Source organism: Rhizobium sp. FKL33 (genome assembly GCF_005222915.1).
Classification (GTDB): Bacteria; Pseudomonadota; Alphaproteobacteria; order Rhizobiales; family Rhizobiaceae; genus Rhizobium_E.
The window spans coordinates 1-24,388 of the sequence record NZ_STFX01000006.1 but is presented as its reverse complement, the minus strand read 5'-3'; the positions used below and the strand labels follow the sequence as shown (position 1 = coordinate 24,388).

18 protein-coding genes and 1 pseudogene are annotated in these 24,388 nt (G+C 62.9%); 13 read left to right on the top strand and 6 right to left on the bottom strand.

From position 1 onward, the window contains the following. Positions 1–94: 94 nt before the first annotated feature. The 5 genes and pseudogenes from E8Q41_RS25815 to E8Q41_RS03755 form a co-directional block, all read right to left on the bottom strand. Positions 95–304: an efflux RND transporter permease subunit gene (locus E8Q41_RS25815; RefSeq protein ID WP_246660067.1), complete on the bottom strand. Its 210-nt coding sequence runs from the start codon at positions 302–304 to the stop codon at positions 95–97. Positions 305–521: 217 nt separating this feature from the next. After that, positions 522–994: pseudogene (locus E8Q41_RS03770) on the bottom strand (transposase); the annotation flags it as partial. 121 nt (positions 995–1,115) lie between these two features. Beyond that, a complete protein-coding gene (locus E8Q41_RS03765; RefSeq protein WP_137154180.1) occupies positions 1,116–2,060 on the bottom strand; it encodes a siderophore ABC transporter substrate-binding protein in 945 nt (314 codons plus the stop codon). Positions 2,061–2,101: 41 nt separating this feature from the next. Then, positions 2,102–3,697, bottom strand: a complete 1,596-nt coding sequence (gene fes, locus E8Q41_RS03760; protein WP_246660066.1) for an enterochelin esterase — start codon at positions 3,695–3,697, stop codon at positions 2,102–2,104. Between the two features lie 20 nt (positions 3,698–3,717). Next, positions 3,718–5,931 (bottom strand): TonB-dependent siderophore receptor, encoded by a 2,214-nt coding sequence (locus tag E8Q41_RS03755; protein ID WP_137154178.1) that lies wholly within the window; start codon positions 5,929–5,931, stop codon positions 3,718–3,720. 252 nt (positions 5,932–6,183) lie between these two features. On the opposite strand from E8Q41_RS03755, the gene E8Q41_RS03750 reads away from it, so the two are divergent. The 13 genes from E8Q41_RS03750 (at position 6,184) to E8Q41_RS03690 (ending at position 23,988) form a co-directional block, all read left to right on the top strand. Continuing rightward, on the top strand, positions 6,184–7,050 hold the full coding sequence (locus tag E8Q41_RS03750; RefSeq protein ID WP_170976350.1) for an AraC family transcriptional regulator: 867 nt from the start codon (positions 6,184–6,186) through the stop codon (positions 7,048–7,050). Positions 7,051–7,125: 75 nt separating this feature from the next. After that, entirely contained in the window at positions 7,126–8,097 is a 972-nt protein-coding gene (locus tag E8Q41_RS03745) for an iron chelate uptake ABC transporter family permease subunit (RefSeq protein WP_137154176.1), read from the top strand. Positions 8,098–8,125: 28 nt separating this feature from the next. After that, the gene (locus E8Q41_RS03740) at positions 8,126–9,055 is read left to right on the top strand and encodes an iron chelate uptake ABC transporter family permease subunit (RefSeq protein WP_137154391.1); all 930 of its coding nucleotides are present in this window, start codon (positions 8,126–8,128) and stop codon (positions 9,053–9,055) included. Then, complete coding sequence (locus E8Q41_RS03735) at positions 9,052–9,807, top strand: ATP-binding cassette domain-containing protein (RefSeq protein WP_137154175.1); 756 nt, start codon at positions 9,052–9,054, stop codon at positions 9,805–9,807. Before E8Q41_RS03740 ends, E8Q41_RS03735 begins: the two co-directional genes overlap by 4 nt. A gap of 140 nt (positions 9,808–9,947) precedes the next feature. Then, positions 9,948–11,195: an enterobactin transporter EntS gene (gene entS, locus E8Q41_RS03730; RefSeq protein ID WP_137154174.1), complete on the top strand. Its 1,248-nt coding sequence runs from the start codon at positions 9,948–9,950 to the stop codon at positions 11,193–11,195. 46 nt (positions 11,196–11,241) lie between these two features. Continuing rightward, a complete protein-coding gene (locus E8Q41_RS03725; protein ID WP_170976349.1) occupies positions 11,242–11,517 on the top strand; it encodes a phosphopantetheine-binding protein in 276 nt (91 codons plus the stop codon). Then, positions 11,517–11,717: an MbtH family protein gene (locus tag E8Q41_RS03720; protein WP_205910358.1), complete on the top strand. Its 201-nt coding sequence runs from the start codon at positions 11,517–11,519 to the stop codon at positions 11,715–11,717. Before E8Q41_RS03725 ends, E8Q41_RS03720 begins: the two co-directional genes overlap by 1 nt. Positions 11,718–11,779: 62 nt before the next feature. Beyond that, complete coding sequence (locus E8Q41_RS03715; RefSeq protein WP_137154171.1) at positions 11,780–18,979, top strand: non-ribosomal peptide synthetase; 7,200 nt, start codon at positions 11,780–11,782, stop codon at positions 18,977–18,979. Between the two features lie 72 nt (positions 18,980–19,051). Then, entirely contained in the window at positions 19,052–20,224 is a 1,173-nt protein-coding gene (locus E8Q41_RS03710; protein WP_137154170.1) for an isochorismate synthase, read from the top strand. Beyond that, on the top strand, positions 20,221–21,852 hold the full coding sequence (locus tag E8Q41_RS03705) for an AMP-binding protein (RefSeq protein WP_137154169.1): 1,632 nt from the start codon (positions 20,221–20,223) through the stop codon (positions 21,850–21,852). The genes E8Q41_RS03710 and E8Q41_RS03705 overlap by 4 nt, the downstream gene beginning before the upstream one ends. Continuing rightward, positions 21,849–22,493, top strand: a complete 645-nt coding sequence (locus E8Q41_RS03700; RefSeq protein WP_137154168.1) for an isochorismatase family protein — start codon at positions 21,849–21,851, stop codon at positions 22,491–22,493. Before E8Q41_RS03705 ends, E8Q41_RS03700 begins: the two co-directional genes overlap by 4 nt. Next, entirely contained in the window at positions 22,490–23,284 is a 795-nt protein-coding gene (locus E8Q41_RS03695; RefSeq protein ID WP_137154167.1) for a 2,3-dihydro-2,3-dihydroxybenzoate dehydrogenase, read from the top strand. The genes E8Q41_RS03700 and E8Q41_RS03695 overlap by 4 nt, the downstream gene beginning before the upstream one ends. 14 nt (positions 23,285–23,298) lie before the next feature. Then, complete coding sequence (locus E8Q41_RS03690; protein ID WP_137154166.1) at positions 23,299–23,988, top strand: 4'-phosphopantetheinyl transferase superfamily protein; 690 nt, start codon at positions 23,299–23,301, stop codon at positions 23,986–23,988. Between the two features lie 98 nt (positions 23,989–24,086). Here the strand turns inward: E8Q41_RS03690 and E8Q41_RS03685 are convergent. Continuing rightward, positions 24,087–24,388, bottom strand: a 302-nt coding sequence (locus E8Q41_RS03685) for an integrase core domain-containing protein (RefSeq protein ID WP_205910357.1), incomplete at its 5' end; no start/stop codon positions are given.

The following is a 24,388-nucleotide window of genomic DNA, read 5'->3' as shown; positions in this document are numbered from 1 at the left end:
GGAGTCTGGTGATTGGGCCTGAACAACGCAATGACCGCGTCTTCCTGCCTCCGACCGACGACAAGACCGGAGGAATTGGCCCGCGCATCCATTGTCATTCTGCCGCCAGGTTTCGTTTCGCTCTTGTCTGGCGCCGTTGGAACAGCCGCCAGGTCACCACGAACAGCAGGGGAATGAAGAAGATCCCGAGCAGTGTGGAGGCGATGGCGCCGCCCATAACCGCGACGCCGATCGAGTTCTGCGCCTTCGAACCTGGGCCGCTGGCGATCGCGAGCGGGATGTGTGGATGCCCCCGGTTTGACAAGAAGAATTTTCTGACGACTGTCTGCGGACGAGGAATTCTATCGGTCGTGTGACAGGCCTCATAATGTGGCCTGAAGTAGCCACGGGCCGGGATGCAGTTCGAAGAACAGGGTCCACATCGGTTCAGAGAGCTTGGTTGGCTCGAGCCCCGGGACTGGCTTGGCCCATTCTGAACATTGAAGTCCTTTCCGCAGCGTTCCGTCAGTCGATCTTCTCAACTCCGCCAGATGCCCGCGCAAGGCATTGATGAGCTGGGTGCGCTGGCGCACAAAGCACTGGTGGGTGTACTGCGCGCCTGATGCTCGGCGCTCTCGGCCGCGACGTAGTGCATGTTCGGACGCAACGCGGCTTCCGCAATCGCGGCTGCATCGGCCGCGTCATTCTTCTGTCGTTTGACGAACGGCTTCACATAGATTGGCGGGATCAGCCGTACGTCGTGGCCGTGACTCCGCGCGAACCGTCCCCAGAAGTGACTCGTGGCGCACGCTTCCATCGCCACGATGCATGGCGACTGCTCACTCAGAAACTGCTGCAATCGGCCCCGCGACAGTGCCCTGTTGAATAGAACCGCACCGCCGCGATCCGTCCCACAGACATGGAAGCTCCGCTTTGCTAGGTCGATTGCAAGGATATGCGCACCTGTGTCATCTGCCTTTCCTCCATGAGCGCCACCATGGCGCTGGGCAGGCATCATACTCCGATGCCGGCCGGAGGGGGCAACCCCATCAGTTCAGGCTGGATCGCTGTGACAATTTCATACAACACTCCTCTCAGCTGGCCCGCCAGAGCCGTTGATAGCCAGGCTTCAGGTTTCACGACTTTGACTTCTGCCGGATCGCGGCGATGAGTTCGTCGACGATCCCCTGCTGGGAGCGCAGGCTCGAGCTTGTCAGATACATCTTCACCGGATCGAGGTAGACGACGCGGCCGGTCGCCCACGCACGAGTTCGTCGCACAAGCTCGTTGTCGAGCAGCTTGTCAGCCGTCTGGGCATGACCGGCCACGGCGGCATCGCGGTCGATGACGAAGAGCCAGTCGGGGTTGACCTCCAGAATATATTCGAAGGAGATCGCCTGGCCATGCACGGCAACCGCCAGATTGGGGTCTGCCGGCGCAATGCCGAACTCCGCATGAAGTTCGCCGAATCGCGACTTCGGACCGTAAGCACTGATCTTGCCGCCGGTGGCCAGAATCACAAGCCCGTTGCCCATCGTCTTCGTCTCCGACCGCAGGTCGTTGATGGATTTGCCGAGCGCGGCGATGTCGGCTTCTACCTCTGCCTCCTTGCCGAAGATCTTGCCGAGTGTGCGGGCATTGGTTTCGACGCTGTCGAGAAAATGGTTGCTGTCGGCCGTCAGGTCGACGACGGGCGCGAGCGCCGACAGTGCGGCATATTTCTCGCTGGTGCGCGGCCCGATCAGGATCAGGTCGGGCTTCTCCGCATTGACTGTCTCGTAGTCCGGTTCGAACAGCGTTCCGATCTTCACATAGCTGTCCGCCTTGTATTTCGACAGCGACAGCGGGACATTCGAGCCTGGCACACCACGCACGGGAACATCGAGCGCATCCAGCATGTCGAGAATGCCGAGATCGTAGACGAAGACCCGCGACGGGCGGCCTTCGAGCGTCGTCGTACCCTGGAAATGCCGGACCTCGATCGGTTCCGCGATGGCAGAGCCGATGGGTGCGCCGCCTGTCAGGACGGCGCCGAATAGCGCAGCAAGCATCGCACGACGCATGAATCCTGATTTCGACATGTCTGAGCCTTTCTAATTTTTCTGGCAGTGAGCGATCCGGGTCAGCGACGGCCGAAGAGAGCGATCAAGCCATCCGAGAGGATCCCGCGCCAAACGAGGTAATCGTGGCCGGCGGCGTATTCGCGGTAGTGGATTTCATAGTCCCTGGCCTGCAGGACATCGCGAAGATGGCGGTTGGAATCGAGAATGCCCGCATCCGCGCCTGGTCCCTTGACCTCGAACAGACCGGCGCTGAGGAAGACCCGTATGCCCGCCTTCGGGTTTCTGGCCACCAAGGCCGCGATATACTCGCCGTCCTCTGCCGGCGCGCTGTCGGGATGCCACCAGAACGAACCTGACATGCTAAGCGCATTGCCGAACAGGTCCGGCCGCGCCAGCGCGATCCTCACCGAAGCAAGGCCGCCGAAACTCGATCCGGCAAGGATCGTGCGGGATGGCGCCGGCTTCAAGCCGGTACGCGCGGCAACCGCCGGCAAGAGTTCATCGGCGAGGAAAGCGGTGAAATCGGCGCTGTCGGGCAATTCGCGGCCGCGCGCCTCACGATCCGGATTGGGAATGAGAACCGCAACCACGGGCGGGATGGCGCCATCGGCGATCATATTGTCGAGGATCGTGGGCGTGGGAACCTTGCTCTGGTAAGCATCGCCGTCGAACAGGAACAGCAGCACGTTGTCCTTCCTGGCAGGCGAGAAATGCGGCGGCGTATAGAGCGTGATCGTTCTTGTGTTGCCGAGGCGCGGGCTCTCGATCTCGAAATCCACGAGCTTGCCCTTGTCGACCTTGCGCTTGGCGAGGAAGGGCTGCGCCGGCGCGCCGTCAAGCGCGAAGGTCGAGGAGAGGTTGAACCGGTCACTGGCATCGGCCGGCCATGGAAAACGGTTGAGCGGGTCGGCCTGTGCCGTCGCCAGGATCGCCACGCGGCGCTCGCGCGCCGTGCCCGGAATCTCGGGTATATCGGGCGCGATCTGGTAGGACAGCCGGGTCGAAGCCGGCAGCAGATAAGTTTTGAACCAGATATCGGTTCCGTCGACATGTTCCAGCGGATCATGGTCCGCCGACGGCGCGCCGAGGATGCGGACATTCCGGCTCGCACCGCGATAGAGAAATGTGACGATACGCATGCGATCGGAGGATGGCTCGACGAGAGGCGTGCCATCGCGCGCTATGCGCGCCCAGAAAGCGTCCGTGCCCTTGCCGTCCCGTGCTGCTGCTGCGGCGGCGGCGACGGCCGGGCTGAGATAGGTGGGCGGCGGCGGCGCCTGCTCGGTGACCGCAAACTGTTTGACGATTTCCAGGCTATAGGAAGCGCCTTCTTTCGACGCCGTCAGCCTGAGTGCATCGCCTTCGCCCGCGATGAAAAGAAAGGTGGTTCGACCCGCGCTCTTCGCCGCGAGCCGGCGCAGGGTGCGGCTGGCCCGGTCGACCACATCGAGGTCGACCGGGCCACCCTTTACGTCGATCACGCCCTGCACGAAGTCACCTTGGCGGCTGGCGAGGGGAAAGAGCTGTGCTCTCTCCTCTGCAGCGATCTCGCCTGTGACGGCCGTGCCGGGCCTCAGCGCGCGGGGTGCGTCGTCCCCGGCCGCGGCCTGGCCAAAGACGGCCAGTCCGACGGCGATGGAAACGGCTATCCCCACGGTTTGCTTCTCCATCATTCTCACCAGGTGTACTTCAGCGTACCGAAGACTGACCGGCGTTCGCCATACCAGCATGCATAGGCGATGGCGCAAGACGATACATACTTCTTGTCGGCGAGATTCTTGACATTGATCTGGAGGCTCAGGCCTTCGAGATCCTTGCTCTTCGCGCCGAAGTCGTAGGATATGGTCGCATCAAGCAGCGTCACGGCTGGAACCTTGAACGAGTTGGCCTCATCTCCCCAAGCGGTCCCGATGTAACGGACGCCGGCGCCATACCCCAGGCCGTTGAACGTACCGTCCGTGTGCTCATACTTCGCCCACAGCGATGCCTGGTGCTGTGGAGGAGAGCGATAGACCGCGTTGCCGATCAGTGTGGGATCGACGCTGGTCAGCACCTTCGTGTCGATGTAGGCGTAGCTCGACAGAAGCGATAGGTTGTCGGTCAGACTTGCCGTGCCCTGCAGCTCGATGCCGCGGCTGCGAGTCTTGCCCATCTGTTTGCTGACGCTGGTCCAGTTGCCACTCGAATCCTGCTCCCACATCGTCCCGACCAGGTTTTTCTGCTCGATGTCGAAATAGGAGGCGGTCAGCGTGAAGTCCGACAAAGTCGGCGCGTAGCGAATGCCGGCTTCGAACTGCCGCGCCGTGGTCGGCTTGAACGGGTCTTCGCCTGCGGGCGCCGCCTGGATAACCGGCTCGAACGAGGTCGAGTAGCTGGCATAGGGCGAGATGCCGTTGTCGAAATTGTAGATTGCACCGGCCCGGTAGCTGAAGGCCGAGTCGTTATAGGATGTACGCCCGCCGTTCAGATGGTCGTCGATGTCGGTCGTGGCCCAATCGTAGCGACCGCCGAACAGCAGGTTGAGCTTTCCGATCTCGATCTGGTCCTGCGCATAGACACCAAGCTGCTTGGCGACGGTGGAGGTGTCTTCCGTGGTCGTGAGCTTGATCTTGCCGAGATTGCCGTAGACCGGATCGGTCCAGTCGATCGAGGGAACGGTGTAATCGTATCCCCAGTGATAATCCCGCTCGCGGTAGCGATAATCGCCGCCAATAAGGAACGTGTGGTTGGCCGGGCCGGTCGAGACCTTGGCCTGCAGGCTGTTGTCGATGACGAACTGATCGACCACGTCGCGCCCGCCGGACGCAGTGCGGCTGATCGTCTTGCCATCGGTAGAGTCGAGCGCGCCCCACACGAGTGTTTTCTGCGCCTCGTCGACATGCGTATAGCGCGCGCTCGAACGGAACGTCAGCGCGTCGTTGAATTCATGCGAGAACTGATAGCCGAGCGTCGCCTGGTCGCGGGTGAACTTCTCGTAATCGGGATCACTGACGAAGAAATCGGTCGGCACGCGGCCATAGGCCGTCTTGTCGATCGTGCCAAGCTTTTCCATGAAGTTGCGATAACCGACTTCGGGATCATGCTGGAAAATGCCGCTGATCGTCAGGCTGGTGGCATCGTCGGGTGTCCAGCTGACCGAGGGTGCGACCGCGATGCGCTGCTGATGGGTGTAGTCCTCCTGCAGGTCGGAAGTCAGGCCGATCGCTGCGATTCGGTAGCGTATGGTGTCATTGAGCGCATCGCTGACATCAAATGCGGCGCTGGCGCGATTGTTCGTGCCGAAGCCGACCGTAACCTCGCGATAGGGCGCGTCCTTCGGCTTCTTGGACGTCATGTTGATGAGGCCGCCCGGATTGGTCTGGCCGAACAGCACCGACGACGGACCCTTCATGAGCTCGACGCTGTCGAGCATGAAGGGATCGATCTGGCCGAGTTCGGCGGTCGCGAAAAGCAGGCCGTCGAGATAGCGCGGAATATAGAAATATCCGCGCGAAAACACTTCGTCGCGAACGTTCGAAGCGCCGCGATAGTCGGTGAAGACGCCCGGCGTGTAGCGGAGCGACTCGGCCACCGACGTCACCTGTTGGTCGTCCATCTGCTCCCTGGTCACGACATTGATCGTCTGCGGAACCTTTTCGATCGGCGTATCCGTCTTGGTGCCGATACGGCTCGATCTGGCGATATAGCCCTTGGTCTCGTCGCCATCTCCGCCGCCGTCGACGACGATGCGCTTGAGGACCGTTTCTCCTTGGTCTGCCTCCTGCGCATGCGCTGCGGAAAGCGCGATCAGGCTGACTGCAGCGGCCAGTCCGGCACGAAGCACAAGCCGCGATGCCGCCCCGTCACCCCGTCCCCGACCAGTGATCGATAGAAGTGAATTACCCTTCATTTTTCTACTCTGCCCCTGTGACAAAACTGGCCAACGGCATCCCTGCGGCCGGCTTCACGAAAACTTGACTTTCATAATCATCTATATAGAAGGGAGGAGAAGCTTGTCGATTGCGAGCCATTTGCCGCAAACGTCAAAAACCTTTGAGAGAGCGTCAAATGGACCGTTTTACACGGGCAACCGCGGGCATCGCGATTTTCAGCGTCATTGAATCGGCATACTGGGACTGTCCATGTGTGAATGAGGTATGCCATGCTCGAACACTTCTCAGGCGGGATCAATCTCGGCGTTCTGGACGGACGTAGGAAAAGGCATCTGCTGTCGCAGAACGACGACCTGTCGCCGAAATTTCAGCTAATGCTGTATTTGAAGGGCGCGCAGAGTTTCATCATCGATGACAGGCGCTTCGACATCGCCGTCGGCGAGGGTGACACGAGCCGGCCAATCGGATTGCTGATCAACCTGACGCGCAATTCGGTCCTGAAACATCTGCCGACGTCCGAAAATACGCTGCAGAAGATCATGATCGCAGCTCCCAGGAGCTGGATCCAGGACATGCAGATCGATACCGACATGCGGTCGCCGGAGCTCGACGAATTCGTCGGCCGGCATCTCAATCATCATTACTGGCAACTGCCGAAACATGCGCTCCAGCTTGCGAGCGACATTCTGGAACCGCCGCCGGGAATGAGCATCGAAATGCAGAAACTGCACCAGCGCGCCCGTGCGCTTGAGCTGCTATGCTTGGCATGCGGCTCGATCATGGATGGCAAGCGCGAGGGCCGGTCGGACAAGCCTGCACTTTCGGCAATGCGTCAGAGCGAGAAGGTCCGCGACTATGTGCTGGACAATCTGTTCAATCCGCTCACGATCGACCTGATCGCCCGGGATACGGGCGCCAGCGCCAGCACGATCCAGCGCCATTTCCGCGACTCGTTCGGCATCACGCTGTTCGAATTCATCCGCCATCAGCGGCTGGAACACGCGCGCGAAGAGCTGGAGAAGAACGGCGCGACCATCGCCCAGGCCGCCTTCGTGGCGGGCTACGCCAATCCGTCCAACTTCTCCGTCGCCTTCAAGAAAGCTTATGGCGTCACCCCCAAGCGTCGGCGCGCCTGATCGGAAAAATATGCATTCGGAATCGATGACAACAGGTCGCATGCCCATGGCAGTGCGACCGAGAGGCGGAGCGGCATGTTGAGAGCCGCTCCGGTCCTTGCCGCCGTTCTGATACTGATCGCGCTGGCGGCGCTGAGCCTTCTGGCCGGCGCTAGCAGCATGTCGATAGCGGCGCTTTTCGGCGTCGGCGATGACGGCACGGCGAATCTCATCCTGATGGCGAGCCGCATTCCGCGCACCTTTGCCGTGATGCTCGCCGGCTGCGGGCTTGCGGTCGCGGGCGCCGTGATGCAGATGATCGCGCTCAACCGGTTTGCCGAACCGTCGACGACGGGGACCGTGGAATCGGCCCAGCTCGGCATGATCTTGGTGCTGCTTGCGGCGCCGGAAAGCCCCGTTTTCGTCAAGATGCTGGTGGCGGCGGCTTTCGCCATGGGCGGCACGGCGCTGTTCTTCGCGCTGATCCGCCGGATGCCCATGCATTCGGCTTTCCTCATTCCACTCGTGGGCCTCACGCTCGGCGGCATCGTCAGCTCGGTCACTGTCTTCATCGCCTATCGGCAGGACCTCATGCAATCGCTGTCGGCCTGGACGACCGGCGACTTTTCAAGCGCCATGCGGGGCCGCTACGAATTGCTCTGGATTTCGCTCGCCGTGACGGTCTTCGCCTATGTCGTCGCCGTCAGCTTCACGCTTGCCGGCCTTGGCGAGGACATCGCACGCAGCACCGGCCTCGATTATCGCCGCACACTCTTTCTCGGCATGGGAGTCGTGTCGCTGGTGACGGCCGCGGTGACGGTGACCGTCGGCGCCATCCCGTTCATCGGTCTGATCGTGCCCAATCTAGTGGCGCTTGTACTGGGCGACAATCTAAGGAAGACCCTGCCCTGGGTCGCCCTGGCCGGCTCGGCATTCGCGCTGGTCTGCGACATGCTCGGCCGCGTCGTCATCAAGCCCTATGAGATACCGGCGGCGACGATTACGGGCGTGATCGGCGGCGCTTTCTTCCTGTTCATGCTGATGAGACGCCGACACCATGCCGGCTGATCCCAGGCCTTTACCCATCACGCGCACCATGCAGTTCTGTGGCCTGGCGGCAACGGCCTCGGTGCTGCTCTTCCTGCTCGTCGGCATGAAAGGCGATCTTGGCTTCACGCTTGCCTTCCGCGCGCCGAAGGTCATCGCCATGGCGCTCGTCGCCAGCGCCGTCGCTATTTCGACGGTGATATTCCAGACCATCACCAACAACAAGATCCTGACGCCGTCGATCATGGGTTTCGACGCACTTTACGCGTTGTTGCAGACGCTCTTCGTTTTCTTCTTCGGCATAGCGGGACTGGTCGCGATCGACCCACGCGTCATGTTTCTCCTCGAGACCGGTACGATGGTTCTGTTCTCCGCTCTCCTGTTCCAGCGGCTGTTTTCCGGCATGCTCAACAGCCTGCATCTCATGTTGCTCGCCGGCATCGTGTTCGGCAGCTTCTTCCGCAGCCTGAGCAACTTCATGCAACGCTTGATAGACCCCAACGACTTAGTTGTGCTGCAGGACAGGATGTTTGCGAGTTTCAACACCATCCGCCCGGACCTCCTGCTCATCGCCTTTATCCTGATCGCCGCCTGCGTCCTCGTCGTCTGGCGAATGTTGCCGGTGCTCGATGTTCTGGCACTGGGACGCGAGACCGCCATCAATCTCGGCGTCGATCATCGAAAAAGCGTGTTCATGCTCCTGATCCTGATTGCGGTCATGGTGTCGGTTTCGACCACTCTGTCCGGGCCGATCACCTTCTTCGGGCTCCTTGTCGCCAATCTCGCTTATCAGCTCGCGCCGTCGTCGGCGCATCGGCATATTCTCCCCGTCGCCGTCGCCGTTGCGGTGACGGTCCTGCTAACAGGTCAGGTCGTCCTGGAACATGTGCTGGCGCTCGACGGCGCCATTGGCATAGTGATCGAACTCGCGGGCGGGCTGATCTTCATTTTCCTCCTGCTCAGGGGCTCCGCCCGATGATCGAAATCCGCGGCATCTCGAAATCCTATGGCGCGACCCCGGTACTCGACAGCATTGATCTTGACCTGAGGCAGGGCGGCATCACCTCCATCATCGGGCCGAACGGCGCCGGCAAGTCGACGCTGCTCTCGATCATCAGCCGCCTCCAGCCAATGGACGCCGGCACGGTGCTGATCGACGGGCAGCCGGTCGGTGCGACGCCGAGCGATATTCTCGCCCGCAGGCTCGCCATCCTCAGGCAGGACAATGCGGTGGCGGCGCGCGTGACCGTCCGGGACCTCGTTTCCTTCGGCCGCTATCCGCATTCCAAGGGCAGGATCAATGCCGAGGATATCCGACATATCGATCAGGCCCTCGCCTTTACGGAACTCGGATCGCTCGAAAATCGCTATCTCGATCAATTGTCGGGTGGCCAGCGGCAACGTGCATTCATCGCGATGATCCTGGCGCAGGATACCGACTATCTGCTGTTCGACGAGCCGCTCAATAATCTCGATGCCCGCCACGCCCTGGCGACGATGACGCTTTTCCGGCGCATCGCCGGCGAATTCAGCAAGACGGTCATCCTGGTCATCCATGACATCAACTTCGCCGCAGCCTATTCGGATCGCATAATCGCCATGCGCGACGGCCGTATCCACTGCGCGGGAACGCCGGCCGATGTGATCCGCGACCATGTGCTCGAGGAGATCTTCGGCATCGAGTTCACGGTCCACGAGATTGGCGGAAAGCGCATCGCCGACTGTTATTGAGACTTTAAGGCAAATGCCGCGTGACGCTCACGCAAAGGTTTTTGCCTTTTTGCCAAAAGCGAAATCCGTCGACTTCGAGAACACGCAGCGATATATGATTGAAAAACTCCACTTTAACTGAATATCAGTGGAAGCGTCCCATGCCATCTCGCCTGTTCGTCGATCTTTCGCTGCTGCGGACCAACGCGAATTTCCGCCGCATTCTTATCGCGCGAACGATTTCGCTGATGGGTCTCGGCATGCTTGCGGTCAGCGTTCCGCTGCAGATCTACGATCTCACGGGCTCGAGCTTCCAGGTCGGGATTGCAGCGGCACTGGACGGCGCGGGCATGTTCGCCGGCCTGTTGCTCGGCGGCGTGCTTGCCGATCTTCATGACCGGCGGCGGCTGATCCTGATGGCGCGCAGCATCTGCGGACTGGGCTTTCTGGCCCTGGCGCTCAACAGCATGCTGCCCGTACCCTCCGTTGTCGCCATCTATGTTCTCGCGACCTGGGACGGCTTCTTCGGCGCGCTGGGGGTCTCGGCGCTGATGGCCGCGATGCCGCATATCGTCGGCCGCGAGAACCTGATGCAGGCAAGCGCGCTGGGCATGATGACCGCGCGTTTCGCGACCATCGTCTCTCCGGCCCTGGGCGGCGTGGTGATCGCGCTGGCGGGCGTGGGCTGGAACTACATCCTCGCGGCCGTGGCCACCCTGGTGACTGTGCTCACGCTCCTTCATCTTCCATCCATGGTCCCGCCACGCGGCGAACCCGAGCACCCGCTGCGTATGCTGGGTCAGGCCTTCGCCTTCGTCTTCCGCCGGCCGGCGCTGCTCGCATTGTTTACCATAGGCGGCCTCATGACGCTGACCAGCGCCATTCGTATTCTGTTTCCCGCACTCGCGAGTGGCCCGTTCGGCGGTGGCGCCTTCGAGACCGGACTCCTGTTCTCCGCCGTACCAGTCGGCGCGACGCTCGGCGCGGTACTCAGCGGATGGGCGCGGCACGTCGCTCACCCCGACAGCGCCATGACCCTGCTGTGCATGCTCGCCTTCGCCTGCATCGCCGCCTTCGGCCTCTGCACCAACCTCTATCTCGGCATGGCGCTGCTTGTAATCTACGGCTACGCCACCGCTCTCGCCTCGATCGTGCAATATGCGCTCGTTCAGTCCCATACGCCGGACGCCTATCTCGGGCGGGTCAACAGCCTGTGGGCCGCGATGGACAATCTCGGCGACATTGCCGGGGCGCTGCTGATCGGTCTGACCGCAAACATCTTCATGCCGGCCGAAAGCGTGCTCGCTCTCGGCATGACGGCACTCGCAATAGCGATGGTGCTCGGCGCGGTGCTCCGCATGCTGCGGCGGTCCGATGCGCAAGACGATCTGGAACCGGCGAAATCCTGATAAATCGGGGCATCGCCATAGAATGCAACACACCGTGGAGACCAAAATGATGCATGCCGCAACGGCCATCAAGGGCGCCGCCCTCTCCAAGGAGGCCCTGCGCCTTCAGGTTCGCCGCTTCCTCGACGAGGATCCGGCGGATGACGACAATCTCCTGGATTTCGGCCTGACCTCCATCGACGTCATGAAACTGGTGACAGAATGGAAGCAGGCGGATATCGAGATCGATTTCATCGCGCTCGCCCGCGGGCCGACGATCGACGGCATGTGGCATCTGCTGCAGCAAAGAATCGCGGCCAATGCGACAACGGGGAGCGCATGATGGACGAGAACCACGTCAATCCATTCGACAATGAGAACCATCGCTTCCTGGCCCTCGTCAACGACGCCGGCCAGCACAGCCTGTGGCCGGCCTTTGCCGATGTGCCTGCAGGCTGGGAAGTGACCTTCGGCCCGGATACGCGCGCGGCCTGCCTCGCCCATATCGGCAGCACCTGGCGCGATCTCCGGCCCGGCGCCTAGACGACAAACACAATCGGATTTCGTGAAAACGCGCTGCGGTCGCTGCGCGAGAGGATGAGGCCATGCCCGCATTTCCCCTTCTCAGCACTCAGCTCGGCATATGGCTCGCCGATCAGGTGGCGAGCCGCCGCAACCGCTATCTGATTGCTCATGGCATCGAGTTGCAGGGCGCGGTCGATATCGGCCGGTTCAGCGCTGCCATCCGCGGCGGCCTTGCCGAGGCCGATACAGTGATCGCGCGCTATATCGAGGACGACGCCGGCGCCTGGCAGGTGATCCCGGAAAGCGCTTCGGCCGAGAACGTGGCTGAACCCGAGGTCCTCGACTTCTCGGACCATGCCGATCCCGATGCCGATATGCGACAGCTGATCGAGGCCGATCTGACGGCGTCGGCCGCCAAGAACGTATCGCTTTGCAGGCAGATTCTCATCCGGCTCGGCGACGTCCAGGGCCAGCCGCGCTGGTTCTGGTATCAGCGCTATCACCATGTGATGCTGGACGGTTTCAGCTTCACTACACTCACGCGGCGCATCGCCGAGCTCTACACCGCCTCGCTCGACGGCGCCATCGCTCGTCCCTCGCCGTTCGGCCCGGTGTCCGAGGTGCTTGCCGAATACGACGCCTACCGCGCGTCCGACGCAGCGTCGCGCGACTGTGATTTCTGGCAACGCTACTGCGAAGATCTGCCTCCGGTCTTCAGTCCATCCTTCCGGACAGGTCGGCCCATGGCAGCGCATGACGGCCGTCCTAGCGAATATCTGCACAGGCTCGAAGATGCCACCCTTCCCGCTCTCGAAGACATTGCAAGGGACAGGAACCTCGCGGTTTTCGACATTCTGTCTGCAGCGATATGCGCCTACCTCCACCGTCTGTCGGGTTCGGGCGAACAGGTCGTCGGCATACCCTTCATGCGGCGCATGGGTTCTTCCGCCCTCGCGTCCTCGGCCCCTGTCGTCAACGTCCTTCCGGTTCGCGTGGAGATAGATGGTGGCCAGACGGTTCTGGAAGTCGCGGAGGCCGTCAAGACGGCGCTTCGCCAGGTCCGCAAACATCAGCGCTATGACGCAGAACAGATCCAGCGTGATCTCGGCCTCGTCGGCACCGGCCGGGCGCTTTATGGCGCCGTTATCAACTATCGCATGTTCGACTACGACCTGCGCTTCGGTGAGATCAGGGCTGCGACGCATCATCTTGCGACCGGCCCAGTCGACGATATCGAGTTCGGAATCCTGATCGATGACGGGCATGTCACGCTGGAACTGCGCGGGGAGACACCGCTCTATGATCAGACTGATCTCGCCCGCCACAGCCGCAGGCTGGCGCTGATGATCGGAGCCTTCATCGCCGACAAAGCGACGACGATCGACGATCTCCCGCTCATGGAACCCACAGAAGCGGCTCTGCTTGCCGAACACGCCGCCGGCCCCGGTGTCGAGAGGCCCGAGGCGTTCCAATCCATCATCGATGTCTTTGCCGCGCAGGCGGAAGCCACGCCCGATGCGGTCGCGCTGGTTTTTGGCGACACAAGGCTGACCTTCGCCGAGACCGCCGGTCGGGTCTTCCGGCTGGCCCGCTATCTCCAGGCACATGGCATCGGCCCCGGTGACATCGTGGCGGTCGCCATGCCGCGCTCCGCAGATGTTGTCACCACGATGCTCGCGGTCATGGCAAGTGGCGCGGCTCATATGCCGCTCGATCTCGATTATCCGCCGGAGCGTCTTACCATGATGTGTGAGGACGCACGTCCGAAGGCAGTCATCACGACCCGGCCGCTGGTCGATGACTTGCCGCACGGTCCACTCTATCTCTGCCTCGATGATCCGGCGCTGATCGGCATCTGCCGGGCACTTTCCGCACAGGCGCTCGATGCATCACCGTCGGCAGATAGCATCGCCTATGTCATCTTTACCTCCGGTTCCACCGGCCGGCCAAAGGGGGTGATAAACGCCCACGGCGCGCTTCTGAACCTGTTCCTGTCGCACAAGCCCACGATCTACCAACCCTCGCTCGCCGTGCTGCAGGCGCATCATCCGGAGCGGGCGCTCAGGGCTGCGCATACCCATTCCTTCGCCTTTGATTCCTCCTGGCTGCAGATCTTCTGGATGTTGCACGGCCAGGAACTTCACATCATCGACGAGGATCTCAGGCGCGATGCGCAGGGGCTGGCCGATGCGATCGCGGAACGGCAGATCGACGCGCTTGATCTGCCGCCATCCTTTTGCACGCAGATGCTGAATTGCGGCCTGCTGGCCTCGGGAAGGCACCGCCCGACCGTGCTGCTGATCGGCGGCGAGGCGATGTCGGCGGCACTCTGGGACATGCTGCATCCGCATGCCGCCACGCTCCACATCCACAATCTTTACGGGCCGACGGAATATACCGTCGATGCGTTGCGGGCTCCGATCGACATGGCCGATCATCCCGTCATCGGCAGGCCGATCGGCGACAGCCGCGCCCATGTGCTCGACGACCGGCTTCGACCGGTGGCCATCGGCGTCACCGGCGAGCTCTATCTTGCCGGCGCTGGGCTCGCGCGCGGCTATATCGGGCGACCGGACCTGACCGCACAGCGCTTCGTCGCCAACCCTTTCGAGCCGGGCGCGATCATGTACCGCACCGGCGATCGCGTGCGCTGGAACGAGAACGGCCAGATCGAATTCCTCGGTCGCGTCGATCACCAGGTGAAGGTGCGCGGCTACCGGATCGAGACGGCCGAAGTCGAGCTTGCGATCCAGGCCCTCGACGGTGTGCAGACGGTCCTGGTCATGGCCGAGGCGGTGAACGGCAGTCACCGTCTCGTCGCCTATTGCACGGTGACGGACAAGACCGGCGTTGACCGCGGCGCGCTTGCGGCACGCCTGCGCTTCCAACTGGCGCAAAAGCTCCCCGATTACATGGTCCCATCCGTGATGATGGTGATCGATGCCTTCCCGCTGACCATCAATGGCAAGGTCGACCGCAGCCGACTGCCTGCCCCGAGCGTGGCCGTCGAGACCGCGCCCTCGACGCCGGCCGAGGCGCTGGTCTGTGCCGCGATCGCGCATGTGCTGAAACTGCCCGACGTCGGCGCCGACAGCGACTTCTTCTCGCTCGGCGGCGACAGCATCAACGCGATCATGCTCTGCAATGCCCTGCGCGCCGAAGGCTACGTCATTCGCCCGCGCGATATTTTCGCCGCACGCGATGCGCGCGGGCTGGCCCGGCTCATGACGCCGGTCGTAGCGTTGGCGCCCGCCGGTGTCGACGCGACCGCGAGCAACGTCTCCGACGCCGAGACAGCGCTCCTTGCCAAGCGCTACGGCCCGATCGAGACCGTACTGCCGGTCCTCGCAACGCAGAAGGGGATGTTGTTCCATGCCGCGCTCGGCGATCGCGCCGGCTCCTATAACGCCTTCACCCGACTGACGCTGTCCGGGCCGCTCGATGCGGAACGGCTCTCGCGGGCCTTCGACGCCGTCTTGCGCCGCCACCCCCAGCTCGGCGCCGTCTTCGATCTTGAAGGTCGCGACGAACCATTGCTGGTCGTACCCGCATTTTCGCCGAAGGCGCGGGGCCTATGGCCCTTCGAGCTGCATGACGTCAGTCATCTGCCGGAGCAGGAGGGGAGGGCCGCCTTCGCCCGGATCGAGGCCAATGCGACGGAGCGGGAGCATTTCGGACCCGCCTTCCGCCGCCTGCTGAGTGCGACCCTGATCCGCACCTCGGCCACCGAGCATGTGCTCCTCATCCTCGTCCATCACCTGATGATCGACGGCTGGTCGACGCCGCTGCTGCTTGGCGATCTTTTTGAGGCCTATCGGCGTAACGGTGCGACGCTGACGCCGCTCCGCACCGGATATGCCGATGTCGTCAAGCAACTCGACCGCCGCGACCCGACCGCGAGCCGCCTCGCATGGCGCGACGCCCTTGCCGGTGTAACCCCAACCCGGCTCTTCGATCAGATCGCGCCGACGGCGATGGTGGAGGAAAGCGAATTCCGCCTGTCGGAGGCCAGCACCCAGGCGCTGACGGCCCGCGCGCGGGCGGAGGGCGTCACCCTGAACGTGCTCATGCAATCGGTCTGGGCTCTGGTGCTGGGCTCGATGACAGGGCGCGACGATGTGGTCTTCGGCACGCCGGTCGCGGGCCGCTCCTCCCCCATCGAAGGTCTTGCGGACCAGATCGGCCTTTTCCTCAACACAATCCCCGTCCGCATCGCTCTTCAACCCGAGCAGGGGCTTTGGGAACAGGCGCGGGCATTGCAGACGAAACATGCCGCACTGATGGAACATGACGGCCTCGGCTTGGGCGAAATCCAGTCGCTTGCAGGCCTTGGCAATCTGTTCGATACGCTTCTGGTGGTCGAGAACTACCCTGACAGCAGCTATCTCGACCAGGATCTTGACGGCCTCGCCATCCGCGATATCCACAATCGCGGCTATAGCCACTATCCGCTCGCCCTCCTGGTGCTTCCGGGCCGCGAGCTGACGCTGCTGCTCGAGAACCGTGGCGCCATCGCCGGCTCCCGGGCGCTTGTCGAGCGTGTCGCTGCCCTGCTCGAAGCATTGATCTGGGAGGGGGACGTCAAAGTCGCCGCCCTTCCTGTCTGCTCGAAGACGGACCGTCAGGCAATCGATACGGTCAACGAAACCGACCATGCTCTTCCGCCATTGACGCTCCGCGACCTCCTGCTGGCGCAGGCCGGACGGACGCCGGATGCCATGGCGCTCATCGATGCCGATCATGAACTGAGCTTCCGGCAGGTCCGCCAGCAGTCGCTGCATCTCGCCGCGAGGCTGCGGCGCGAGGGCGTGCGGACGGGCGATATCGTGGCCGTCGCGCTGCCACGCTCGGCCCGGCTCAGCGTGGCGTTGCTGGCTGTCATCGAGGCCGGCGCGGCCTTCCTGCCGCTCGACCTTTCCTATCCCGCCGACCGCCTCGCTTTCATGCTGGAGGATGCGACACCACGCCTTTTGATCACCGACGCGGAGACGCATGACCGCATCTCCGGCGATGTACCAGCGCTTCTGTTCGACCACTTCTGCGACCGGGATGTCGAGGTCCGGGAGATCCCGGAGGCAGCCGAACTCCTGCCCGATCATCCCGCCTATGTGCTCTACACCTCGGGCACGACCGGACGTCCCAAAGGCGCGATTGTGTCGCATGCGGCCATCGTCAACCGGATCCTCTGGATGCAGAACACCTATCCGCTCGACGGCAAGGATGTGATCCTGCAAAAGACGCCCTGCGGCTTCGACGTTTCGGTGTGGGAGTTCTTCTGGTCCTACATCATCGGCGCTCGGCTGGTGATGGCGCCGACGGAGGCACATCGCGATCCCGCAGCTCTGATCGCACTGATCGAAACGCATGGCGTCACGACCCTGCATTTCGTGCCCTCGATGCTCGCCATCTTCATTGCGACCGCCCGCGACCTGCGCAGCCACGGACCGCTTTGCCCTTCGATGCGGCTGGTATTCTGCAGCGGCGAGGCGCTGGCAAAGGGCCTGTCGCGCGATTTCGCCACCCTGTTTGGGGCCGAGCTTCACAATCTCTATGGCCCCACGGAAGCTGCGATCGATGTCAGCTTTGCGCCCGCTATGGACGAGCTCATCGCCGGAGAAGGCAGCGTGCCGATCGGCCTGCCGGTTTGGAACACGAGACTTCACATCCTCGACCACCTGCTCCGTCCGGTGCCGGCGGGCGTGGCCGGCGAGCTCTATCTTGCCGGCGTGCAACTCGGCATCGGCTATCTGGGACGGCCCGAACTTACGGCCTCCCGCTTCGTCGCGAACCCGTTCTCAGCCGGCGAGCGCATGTATCGCACCGGCGACCTCGCCCGCTCGTTGCCGGGTGGTCGCATCGAATATCTCGGTCGGACCGATCACCAGATCAAGATCCGCGGCCAGCGCGTCGAACTTGGCGAGATCGAGGCCCAGATCGAGAAGCTGCCGGGTGTGGCCCAGGCCGTGGTCAGTGCGATGTCCCTGGGCCAGGCCGGCATGGCCGGTGCAGACGAGCGGCAGCTCGTGGCCCATGTCGTGCCGACGGCCAATGTCTCGTTGGCGCTCTCAACTTTTGCCAATGCGCTGAAGGCCGTCCTGCCCACCCATATGGTGCCCGTCGCCTTCGTCGAGATGCAGACCCTGCCGCTCTCGGCGAATGGCAAGCTCGACCGCAAGGCCCTGCCCATGCCGAGCCTTGCCGGCGGCGTGGGTACTGGCCGGGCACCGGCGGAGGGACTGGAGAGCAAGACCGCGGCGATCTTCGCGGAGCTCCTCGAACGCGAGTCCGTCGGTGCCGACGAGGACTTCTTCGCCATCGGCGGCCATTCGCTGCTTGCCATGCGCCTGGCCGCCCGCATCCGCCGCGACCTTGGTCGGCAGATTTCTGTCGGCCAGATCATGACCATGCCGACGGTCGCCAAACTCGCCGAACACATGATCGCCGGCGAGCTCGTCAGCGACATGGCCAAGGGCGGCTTCGAGACCGTGATCCGGCTTCGTGACGGCACGGGCGCGCCGTTGATCTGCATCTATCCCGCCTCAGGCGTATCCTGGCAGTACAGCGTGCTGTCGCGTTATCTCCGGCAGGACATGCCGATCGTCGGCCTTCAGTCACCCCGACCGCATGGGCCTATCGCCGCAAGCGAGACGATGGATGACCTCTGGGGGCAACAGCTCGCGATCCTTCGCGGCGTTCAGCCCAAGGGCCCCTACTATCTGCTCGGCTATTCGCTTGGCGGCACCATCGCCTATGGGCTTGCCGTGAAGCTTCGGGCACTGGGCGAAGAGGTTCGTTTTCTCGGTCTTCTCGATACCTATCCATCGGAAGTACACGACTGGACCGACCCTGACGGCGCCCAGGCCAATCAAGGCGCCGAGCGCGAGCAGGAGCAGTTCATCAACGACGCTATGGCCGATGTCATGGACGACGACTTCCGCCGCGAGAAGGAAGAGATGTTCGGCCACATTTTCGAGAACTACCGTGACAGCGTCGAACTGCTCTCGAAAGCCTCGACTCCAGATTACGACGGACACCTTACCCTCTTTGTCGCCGGCAAGTCACTGCTGCCCGGCATCGATCCCGAGGCAAGCTGGACGCCCCGCGTCGGCGGCCTTTCGATCCATCGCCTCGCCCATTGCTCGCATGAAGACATCATCTCACCCGCCTCGCTCGAAACGCTCGGCCCCTTGCTGGACGCGCTGATCCGCGACGCCGAGACGATGGCGGACACCAAGGATACGTCCGGCAAGCCCGACCGCCTCGCGGCGGCGAGCCGCTGAGAGACGACCCATGCCAGCGCGCACAAGCATCGTCATCATTCACCACATGCCCGCCACCAAGGGGGATCGCCCATGAGTAGCATTTCACGCAAGACCATTCCGTCAAGCCTTCCCCAGTCTGAGGAAACACCGCTTTTCGCGTTCCGATCCCGACGCGGCAATATTGCAGGTTTCGGCCGGAAAGCCGATGTCACGCGTGGTTCGGTCGCAACCATCGAGGCACGGCTGGCGGATTTCTTCCACAGGGCCGGCCCCGACGCGGTCGTCGCCGGCGCCCTGCCTTTCGCCCGCGGGGCAGCCGACTATCTCTGGCAGGCGGATCACACGCGATCCGGCACGTTCTTCGGCCGGCAGGCTTCGCTGCCCCAAAGCAACTGGCGGCTTCGCCAGGAGCCGAGCGCCGAAGCCTATGCGGACGCCGTGCGCCGGGCACTCGCAATCATGGCAGAGGAGGCAGGCCATCCGGACGCGCTGGCCAAGATCGTGCTGGCCCGCACGCTCGTCGCGAAGGCGGCTCAACCGATCGATGTCACTGCGGTTCTCGGCCGCCTGTCTACCGATCCGGCGACCACTGCCTTCCTGGTGCCATTGCCCGACCGCAACCAAATGCCGCGCGCCCTTGTCGGCGCCACGCCCGAACTGCTCCTGTCGAAGTCCGGTGCGCGTATCTCGTCGCATCCGCTGGCGGGTTCCGCTAAGCGACAGCCGTCGCTCGCCGCCGATGCGAAAGCCGCGACGACGCTCGGCCGTTCGGAAAAGGATCATCGCGAGCATCGGCTCGTCGTCGAATTCATTCTCGACACGCTTGCTCCCTATTGCCATCGCCTTCTCCTGCCAGAGGGCGCCACAGTCACCTGCACCAATAGCATGTGGCATCTCGGCACCCGGATCGAAGGCGAGCTGAAAGACGCCGCAATGCCCGTAGCTGTCCTCGCCGCAGCGCTGCATCCCACGCCCGCCGTCTGCGGCGTCCCCCGCGAGCGTGCAGCGGGAATCATCACGGAACTTGAGCCCCATGACCGCGACTTCTATGCCGGCGCGGTCGGCTGGTGCGACGGACGCGGTGACGGCGCCTGGTATGTGACGATCCGCTGCGCCGAACTTAGCGGCGATGAAGCCCGGCTTTATGCCGGCGCCGGCATCGTTCCGGGATCGGACCCGCAAGCTGAGGCCGAGGAGACAGGTGCGAAATTCGGCGCCATGCTCGCGGCCCTCGGCATCAGGCTCGAAGGAGGACGGGCATGAAGCCGGTCGAGCAACGCTGGCCCGATGACCTCGCCGATCGGTATCGCAAGGCCGGATACTGGCGCGGCGAGACCTTCCCCGCTTTCCTGCGGGCACGCGCGGCCGAGAGGCCGGAGGCGACGGCAATCGTCGATGGCGACCGCAGCTGGACCTTTGCCGAACTCCACCGACGCGCCGAGGCGCATGCCGCGGGGTTTCTCGCCCTCGGCCTTTCCCCCGGCGACCGTGTCGTCGTGCAGCTGGGCAATGTCGCCGAATTCTTCTCCGCCGTCTTCGGCCTGTTCCGCGCCGGCCTGATACCCGTCTACAGCCTCCCGGCCCATCGTCTGACCGAAGTCGCCCATCTGGCACGGCGCTCGGAGGCACGCGCCTATATTGCCGGCGCTGACTATGACGGCTTCGACTACCGCATGCTGGCCCGCGGGCTGAAGGCGGAGGCTTCCGATCTCAGGCATGTGATCATCGCCGGCGACGCCGAGGAATTCGTTGCGCTGGACGACTGCACCGGCGACGCCTCGAGCCTTCCCGGGGATCCCGATCCGTCCTCGGTCGCCTTCCTGCAGATTTCCGGCGGCAGCACCGGCTTGCCGAAACTGATCCCGCGTACTCATGACGACTATATCTACAGTTTCCGGGCGAGCAACGAGATCTGCGGCGTGACCGAAAACAGCGTATTCCTCATCGCACTTCCCGCCGCTCACAATTTCCCGATGAGTTCGCCCGGCCACATGGGCGCCCTCTATGCCGGCGCCCGCGTTGTGCTGTCCCCGGCGGCCAATCCGGAGGCAGCTTTCCCGCTGATCGCCCGCGAGCGCGTGACGATTACCGGCCTTGTGCCACCGCTGGCGCTCTTGTGGATGCAGACGGCGCCGACCGCCGGCCACGACCTTTCCAGTCTTGAGGTTCTGCTCGTCGGCGGGGCCAAGTTCCTGCCCGAGGCGGCAAAGCGCGTGCGGGCGACGCTGGGCTGCCGGCTACAACAGGTCTTCGGAATGGCCGAGGGTCTGGTCAATTATACGCGTCTGGACGATCCCGACGATATCGTCGTCGGCACCCAGGGCCGGCCGATCAGCCCCAACGACGAAGTGCGCGTGGTCGACGATGCCGGCGAGCCGGTGGCCGATGGCGAGAGCGGCTATCTGCTGACACGCGGTCCCTACACGATCCGCGCTTATCACGACGACCCCGCTGCGAACCAGCGCTCCTTCACGGCCGATGGCTTCTACCGGACCGGCGACGTCGTGCGGCGTTTGCCTGGCGGCTATCTCGAAGTGCTGGGCCGCGCCGGCGACCATATCAATCGCGCCGGCGAGAAAATCTCGGCCGAAGAGGTCGAGGACCATCTTCTCGCCCATCCCTGCGTGTTCGACGTCGCCATCGTGTCGATGCCGGACGCGGCACTGGGCGAACGCAGCTGCGCTTTCGTCATCGCCAGCGAGGCAGGCCTCAAGGCGTCCAGCCTCAAGTCCTGGATGCGCCGCCGCGACATCGCCGCCTTCAAGATCCCCGACCAGATCGTCTTCGTCGATCGGTTCGAAACCACGGCCGCCGGCAAGGTCAGCCGCAAGGAATTGCGGGCGCGCCTCAGACGCGACTTTCTGATCCAGAATGGAGACATGGCACAGTGACATCCAAGGGACTGCCGAAGATCGCATCTTATACCCTGCCCACCGAAAGCGAGCTGCCAGTGCCGCGTGCGCCGTGGAAACTCGACAAGCGCCGCGCTGCACTTCTCGTGCATGACATGCAACGCTATTTCGTCCGCCCCTTCGATATCGTCGAAGCACCAATCGCCCCAGCCATCGCCAATATCGTGCGCCTTCTCGATACCTGCCGCCTAGCTGGCATCCCGGTCTTCTACACCGCGCAGACGGTCAACCAGGACCGCAGGGATCGCGGATTGCAGGCCGATCTCTGGGGCTCGGGCATGAGCGATCCGGCTGAGCATCAGCCCATCTTGACAGAGCTTCGACCGGCGGAGGGCGATTTCGTGCTGGTCAAACATCGCTACAGCGCCTTCCAGCGCAGCAATCTCGAGACGTTGTTGCGCGTTCGCGGCCGCGACCAGCTGATCATCGCGGGCATCTATGCCCATATCGGTTGCCTGATGACCGCGGGCGAGGCCTTCATGCGCGACATCGAGCCTTTTTTCGTGGCCGATGCACTGGCCGATTTTTCGCGCGAGAAACACGATATGGCCGTGGCCTACGTCGCCGCCACCTGCGCTGTACCGATGACCACGGATCAGGTGATCGGGGCCCTGGCATGAACACCCTCCCTTCATTCCTGCCCACGGGCGCATCGAATTTCTATGGCTTCAGGAATAAGGTCGCCCTCGTGACCGGGGCAGCTGGCGGCATCGGCGCCGCACTTGTTTCGCTCCTGCATGACGAAGGCGCAACCGTCGTCGCAACCGATATCGAGACGCCCGAGTTTACGATGTCCGGTGTGGTTTGCCGGGCATTGGACGTCGCCTGCGCCGCCGCTGTCGAGGCGCTTGTCGAGCATGTCGAAGAGGCGATCGGACCGATCGACCTCGGCGCCAGCGTTGCCGGCATTCTTTCGACAGGTCTGGTGACGGACACGACGGATGACGAATGGCGGCGTGTCTTCGCCGTCAACGCGCAAGGCGTGTTTCATGTCGGTCGCGCGCTTGGCCGGTGCATGATCGCGCGACGCCGCGGGGCTATCGTGACCGTGAGCTCCAACGCGGCCGGCATTCCCCGTCACGGCATGGCCGCCTATGCGGCTTCAAAGGCGGCCGCCACGATGTTCACTCGCTGCCTCGGCCTCGAACTTGCCCCCTACGGCATCCGCTGCAACATCGTGGCGCCCGGATCCACGTTGACCCCGATGCAAACCGGCATGTGGGCCGATGCGCATGGTGGCGATCGGGTCATCGCCGGCCTGCCCGAAACCTTCAAGACCGGAATTCCGCTTGGTAAGCTCGCGACCCCCGACGACATTGCCCAGTCAATCGCATTTCTGCTGTCGGATCGCGCCGCCCACATCACCATGACGGACGTCTATGTCGACGGTGGTGCAACACTGCGGGCGTAGTCCAGGGTCCCTGCATGCCGGAACTGTCAGTCCATCACCTATCCACCACCAAAGTCGTCATTGTCGGTCGCGTGACGCCGGACGACGATCTTTCACTCTGCCTAGCGGCCTTGTCGGACGGCGAGCGGGCGCGGGCTGCCGACTTTCGAACCAGGATGCTGCACGATGTCTATGTCGCCACCCACGGCACCTTGCGGCACGCGTTGTCCGATGTGCTGGGTATTCCTCCTGCCGAGATAAGATTTGAGACGAACGAATGGGGTAAACCGTTACTCTGTGAGCCCTTCAAGGCACTGAATTTCAACATATCCCACAGCCACGATCATTTCGCCGTCGGCCTTTCCGATGAAGAGCCCATCGGAGTGGATCTCGAAAGGAAATCAGCGGAAGCCCCTTACGAGATCGCTCCTCATTTCATGTCGAGCAACGAAGTCAGGGCCTTCTCATCGCTCTCGGGAGAGAGCAAGCATTATCTGTTCTATGATCTTTGGGTGAGGAAGGAAGCCATCGTCAAAGCCCTTGGAATGGGCCTCAGCCTGGACCTCCGGCAGATCGATGTGCTCGAGTGGTCGACCATGACGACGCCCCTCGGCGCTGCACTAGGCCATTGTCGCCGCCCGTATCGCTTCCTGGACATACCCAGATTTCCGGAATTTGCGGCCGCCGCGGTCCTCGTTTCCGCCGAAGCCAGCGCATCGCCATGACCGGTTGCGGACGTTTGACGAAAGTGTCCGTCGTCGAATGATTTGAGACTTTTTGGGCTTTGGAAGAATGGAGTTTCCAGCTCGGTTTGCGGGTTGATTTAAGCCGCTTTGGCTTGGTGGTTCAAGCGGCGCTGTTTGATGGTGTCGCATTTGATCCTTTCGCGTTCGAGCAGGATGGTGTGGCCGCGCCCGAGATAGACGTCGACTGGGGTGAGATTGTCGAGGCTCTCGTGGCGTCGTCGGTGATAGGAATGCTCCACGAAGGCCGCGATCTGGGCTTCGAGGTCTTCCTTGAAGAAGTCGTTTTCCAGCAAAATTCGGTTCTTCAACGTCTGATGCCAGCTTTCCCCTGGCCGGCAGGCGTTGCAAGCAACGCCGAAAGGCGATTTTCCCTTGTGTC